4 protein-coding genes are annotated in these 5,886 nt (G+C 44.7%); 1 reads left to right on the plus strand and 3 read right to left on the minus strand.

Translation table 11 applies throughout. The features are described 5' to 3' along the window. Nucleotides 1-1,454 (plus strand): protein adenylyltransferase SelO (locus tag E1160_RS00965; RefSeq protein ID WP_155153126.1); only part of this gene is annotated, 1,454 nt, incomplete at its 5' end. A 97-nt stretch (nucleotides 1,455-1,551) separates the two neighbouring features. On the opposite strand, the gene E1160_RS00970 is transcribed toward E1160_RS00965, so the two are convergent. From E1160_RS00970 to E1160_RS00980, 3 genes are read right to left on the minus strand one after another with little or no spacing between them, the layout of a single operon-like run. Beyond that, nucleotides 1,552-2,526, minus strand: coding sequence for a hypothetical protein (locus E1160_RS00970; protein WP_155153127.1), 975 nt, complete (start codon nucleotides 2,524-2,526; stop codon nucleotides 1,552-1,554). After that, nucleotides 2,523-3,038, minus strand: coding sequence for a (2Fe-2S)-binding protein (locus tag E1160_RS00975; RefSeq protein ID WP_155153128.1), 516 nt, complete (start codon nucleotides 3,036-3,038; stop codon nucleotides 2,523-2,525). Before E1160_RS00975 ends, E1160_RS00970 begins: the two co-directional genes overlap by 4 nt. Then, nucleotides 3,035-5,803 carry a xanthine dehydrogenase family protein molybdopterin-binding subunit gene (locus E1160_RS00980; RefSeq protein WP_155153129.1) on the minus strand — a complete coding sequence of 923 codons (2,769 nt, stop codon included), beginning with the start codon at nucleotides 5,801-5,803 and terminating at the stop codon, nucleotides 3,035-3,037. Before E1160_RS00980 ends, E1160_RS00975 begins: the two co-directional genes overlap by 4 nt. Nucleotides 5,804-5,886 lie beyond the last annotated feature (83 nt).

Genomic DNA, 5,886 nt, shown 5'->3' on the forward strand with positions numbered 1-5,886 from the left:
GTTGGCAGTTTGATAATAGTTATGGTCGACTAAAAGATATTTTTTATACACGTTTGTCACCTGTCGCCGTGCGTGCACCGGAAATGGTGATTTTTAATGAAAGCCTAGCGGGGGAATTAGGTTTGGATTTCACCTCTTACGACGATCCTGAGCTTGCACAGATATTTGCAGGCAATGTTTTGCCTGATGGTGCGGATCCGATCGCACAAGCCTATGCAGGTCATCAATTTGGGCATCCAAATGTTTTAGGGGATGGGCGTGCAATTTTACTCGGAGAGCAAGTATCCCCAAATGGAAAACGATTTGACATCCAACTGAAAGGGTCAGGTCAGACACCTTACTCCCGTAATGGCGATGGGCGCGCTGCACTTGGTCCTATGCTTCGGGAGTTTATTATTAGTGAAGCGATGGCTGCGCTTGGTATTAAGACGACCCGAAGTTTAGCTGTGATTGCAACCGGAGAGCCTGTTTTTAGGGAAGGGGCTTTGACTGGCGCTGTCCTAACCCGAATTGCAGATAGTCATTTGCGTGTCGGTACATTTGAATATGCGGCAATGCGCCGTGATCAAGTAGGCCTTCAGCAGCTATTAAACTATAGTATTGATCGGCATTATCCGGAAATAAAGGAGGCTGACAATTTAGCATTATCTTTTGTTGAACAGGTTATGGATCGCCAGATCGACTTGATATGCCAATGGATGCGCGTTGGATTTATCCATGGGGTGATGAATACAGATAATATGACAATTTCTGGTGAAACGATTGATTATGGTCCTTGTGCATTTATGGAAGCTTATGATCCGGCCACTGTGTTTAGTTCCATTGATCATCGAGGGCGTTATGCCTTCGGCAACCAGCCTCCAATCGCGCAATGGAATTTGGCGCGCTTGTCAGAAACGTTACTTCCGTTGATTGATGAGGATGCGGATACCGCACTTGAGAAAGCTGAAGAAATAGTCATGGGCTTTATGCCGAAATTTGAGCAAGCTTATTTAAAGATGATGGGGCAGAAAATTGGTATTACTGCAAGCCAAGAAGGGGATGCAGAGCTTATTGCGAATCTACAAAATCTATTGTTGAAACATAAGCTTGATTATACCAATGCATTTAGGGCACTTAGCAAAAGTAAACCATTAGAAGAAGCAATTTTTGCTGGTGTTCGGCAAGAACAAGAGATGCAAGATTGGTTCGCGCGCTGGCAGGTCCGATTGGATCAAGATGAATTAGATACTCAAGAATCTTTGACATTGAGAGTAAGTCAAAACCCGGCATTTATTCCACGTAACCAATTAGTGGAAGAGGCGTTAGAGGCTGCTGAAAATAGCGGTCAGATGACCCGCTTTAATAAGCTATTAGATGTCGTGACCAAACCTTATAAAGACAATCCACAACTTCAGGATTTTCAATCCCCCATGCAGTCTGGGCATCATTTTCAGACATTTTGTGGCACTTAGGAAAGTGAAACTCTAACGTTTGAAGAATAGCTTTGTTCATAAAGTAAAAGGGGCAGTGGAAAACGCTGCCCCTTTTTTTTACTAAAGAATAAATTGATTATTCAGGTCGTCCAGTGATTGGCGTTATGATGCAGCCGGAGGCATTATTGTCCTCATGGCATTCCGTTATACGATCAACTGAATGCTGATAGATGGTTTTCCATTGTTCCAAACTGTAAGGATTTCCGACAGGCATGGAATGATTTAACGGATAAGATCTTGCATTTTCATTCGCATTTGCGATGGGGAATATGCCAATCGCTTCTTCCGTGGCTTGCCCACCTGTAAACTGGGTTCCCAAACGATGGCAACTTGTGCAATTGTTACCACGTGTCGAGATGGAAACATGTTTCCATTCCTTAAAGTCTGGCCCTAGATGTTTATACCATCCAAATGGATTGGTTGGGACTTGATCCCAGACCTGACCAATATAGGGGCTGTGCATGAATGGATCATTGTCATGACAATTTCCACAACCGTCTTTAGCCACTTCTTGAGGTGGATTCCAGATAGACCGAGTTAATTTAATACGCAACGGGTCGGTTTCGCCATCGGGCGATGGTACATCACTGCCATCTATAGTCTGACCTTCTGCAGGTGTCGCCTGAAACCAGCATGTACTGCCATCGCTGACATTATGGGCAACAATGTCAATCTCATCAAATTCAGTACTAAATTCATCACGGATAAATTTACGACGACAAAGGGCCGATACCTGACGATCTCCGTCAGATAAATTTAAAATTCTAGAAAAAGGGGTACATTGACCATCGGTTCCTTTTCCAAAATTCAATAAGGATGGACGGTCACAATCCATATCAGGGTAATATCTATCCGGTGTTTTTCCATTAACCGTGATAGGGATGACGGTCCCTTCCATACAATCAAAAGCCGGGATAGATTTGATTGCAGCGGCACACATTTTTCCATATTCGATAATATCTTGGGACTCTGCCTTGGCTGTACCACTTTGCGCAAAACTAAATGCGATCCCCAAAAGAAGAAGAGGAAGTTTTAGATTTAAATATCTCATGACACCATGCCTCCTTCTTCGATAATTGCAGTCTTTATCGCTTCATGATATCGGATATAACCTGTGCATCGGCAGATATGCTCCCCCACCGCATTTTCAATCACCCGATCAAGATCGTCTTTATTGATCGGGGCTCTTTTTAAGCGATCCCAGAGGCTATAGGCCGCCATCAAAAAACCAGATGTGCAATAGCCGCATTGGAAGGCAAACTTATCAAGGAAAGCCTGTTGTAAGGGATGCAATTTTTCCGGCTCACCAACAGATTCAATGGTGTCTACCTGAACACCTTGCATCTGCGATAATGGTGTGGAGCAGGATAACATAACTTCCCGTGGGGAATCCGGTTGTCGCTGCACAGAAACGGTACAAGCACGACATACGCCAATGCCACAGCAGAATTTGGTTCCCGTTAACCCCATTTCGTCTTGTAGATATTCCATTAACGGCATCTCAAAGAGGTCTTCATTCACCGTTACCAGTTGTTGGTTTACGTAAAAGCTAACTGTACTCATGATTTCAGTGCCTCCATGATCTTGGAAGAGGTAAAGGGTAAAGACCGCATCCGAATTTGGGACGCATCATAAATGGCATTGGAGATAGCAGGTGCGACAGAACACATCACGGCTTCGGCAATACCATTTGATTTTTCATGCCTATCTAAAGGATCAAGAACCTTTAATTCTTGGGAATGAAGGGCGATGTCTCTGGACAAGGCCACATGATAACGATCAAGATTCCATCGCCCATCAGCGGGGCCTTCACTGCCCGGTTTAATATCTTCCAGTAAAGAATAGCCGATAGCCATGGCGACCCCGCCTTGACTTTGACCAGAAACAAGGCCTTCTGTAATGATCGGGCCTGCATTTAAGACGCTAAGAGAATCAACAACGGTTACAACACCTGTTTTGCGATCAACCGTCACACCCATTAAATTCCCGCATGGAGCAAAACGTGTGCGTGAATATCGACCACTTTCAGGAGACGGAGTTTTATTTACGCCTTTTCGCCAGATTGGTGCAGGTGGTTCATCTGGATTTGTGCCGCTGTAATAAACACTTAAACCATCAATATCCCAGTTATATTCTTGGTTAGAGATATTGAATTCAGAATTCACCCAAATTTCGCGGAAATAGGCATGGACTAGAATCCCTGTAATGCCGCCAAGCTTATGAACTGTACTGATTAATTTCTCACGTGCGATAGGCGGCTGTGATCCGTCTTTTGTCTTTAGATAGCCATCCTGCCATGTGACGGAATCTGCCTTTAAGCTACCTTTTTCTAATCCCCAATGCTTTTCAGCGACCGGAAGGATTGCAAGCTCTAAAAGAACAAGAGATGCTTGTTCAACAGCATGTACCTGATGGAAGGCACATAAGCACGCACTGGAGGAACCAACACTGCTGGCTGTGTACTTTTTATTATCATCCCAAGTATAACTAGGGTCTGTGGTCATGCCCATGGATGGCCATAATTCTGCATCACCCATATTGATGTTATCGGCATTGGCACCCAGATGTTTGGCCGTTGCAACCGCAAGGGTAGTTGCGGACCCATTGCCCATATCCACATAGCTGCTGCTGACAGATAAAGTGCCATCCGTATTTAGAATAACTTGTCCGACAACCCCATCGCCGGATGTACCATATGCCTGATTGGAAATAGCAAAGCCAACACCATAATCAAGGCCTTCTTTGGCATAGGCCTTACGCTTTTCTTCACGCTTGGTCCAAATCGGGTGCTTTTCCGCCTGATCGATAATTTCATCGAAACGAGGTTTTTGTGAAACTGGCCCGCCAACAACGGTTCGTGACCCCTGTCTCATGATATTTCTGCGTCGGATTTCAAAGGGCGAAAGTTGCAAATTAACAGCTGCTTCATCCAAGGCTGACTCAATGGCAAAGAATGCTTGTGGTCCGCCAAATCCACGCTGTGATCCACCCGGGATATTGGTGGTGTATTTCGCATGTGTTTTGATCGCTGATCTCGGGATTTCGTATCCACCCCCCGCACATAAACCGGCAAGTGAAGCCACATAAGGGCTAAGGTTGCGACGGCCACCGCCATCAAATACCATTTCAGTGGTCATAGCTTGAATCTTGCCGTCACTATCGACTGCCAAGGTTTCTTTTAAATCACAGGCATGACGTTTTAAGCCGGATTGGAATTGTTCATAACGGTTATAAGCCAAGCGAACAGGTTGTCCGTTTGCATAAGCCGCCGCAATCGCCAGATTGATGGTGAACATGGATTTATCACGTCCCCCAAAGCCACCACCGGGATAACATGAAATCAAATTCACGGTTGTTGGCTTGATAGGTGATTGACTATTTTCAAGCATCGATAGAACTTCTGTAACATCCCCGTCAGGCGATTGGGTGCCAAGAACCATATTCAATGTTTTCGTTTTTTGATCATACCAGGCAATGCCGCTTTCCGGTTCCATAAATACTGGATCCATGGCCGGCATATCAGCTTCTAGATCATAGACATTCCAGTCAGAAGACCTGATATCCAACTTTATCTGGCGACGGTATTCTTCAGATTTTTTTGTGTAATCTGAATCACCCCCATTTTTTGCATAGGAAAATACATCTTTTGGCCCATCTGCGGCGATACGCACATAATTGGTTAGAGGGGCATAAAGGCAATGACCATCCAGATCTTTAAACTCTTTTGGATTGTCCGGGCATATTCTTGGATCTGTATCTTTCGCACCATATTTTATGAAGTCTTCATTAAACTCGATATAATATTGGGCTTTGCGCATTTGATAGGCGGTTTTGAAGAATAAAAACGCAACAGGTTGACCGTAATAATCTGCACGTTGACCTTGAGGGACTAACAACGGAAAAGTGATGGTTGAAGGCAGGTCCAGATTGACATCCTCAGCATATATTACTTCTGGTCGTAACTCTGGTGGTAAGATATCCAAATCTAATGTTTCAAAAATATGGTCGACATCTGTCGCACGCATGATCTGGATGGAGGCTTCTTTTACAGGCCATCCTTCGCCTTGGAAATCTCTGGCTCTGAAATCTCTGGCATAGATTTTCTGGCCTGTCACTTTGGCAAGGCCATCAATACGATAGCGCGCTTCGCCGGGCTTTTTTTGCCAGCCTTCAAAACCTTGAGACGGCTGTGTACCACCACCATCACTGGCAAATACCGAAGTGATAGGGATAATGTTGACCGTCACGGCGGCACCGCCAATCATTTTGACAAATTGACGACGATTCATGGTCATACCACCCATGAACCCATTCTTATTTTCGGGCATAGTTGTCTCCCCCTGATCTCACACTTTACCCAGTTAAAATGCTGGATAAATCACGTGATTATTTCCTGATCCATATCTTACAC

Origin of the sequence: Curvivirga aplysinae, assembly GCF_009711445.1 — a bacterium.
GTDB classification, from domain to species: domain Bacteria; phylum Pseudomonadota; class Alphaproteobacteria; order UBA8366; family Aestuariispiraceae; genus Curvivirga; species Curvivirga aplysinae.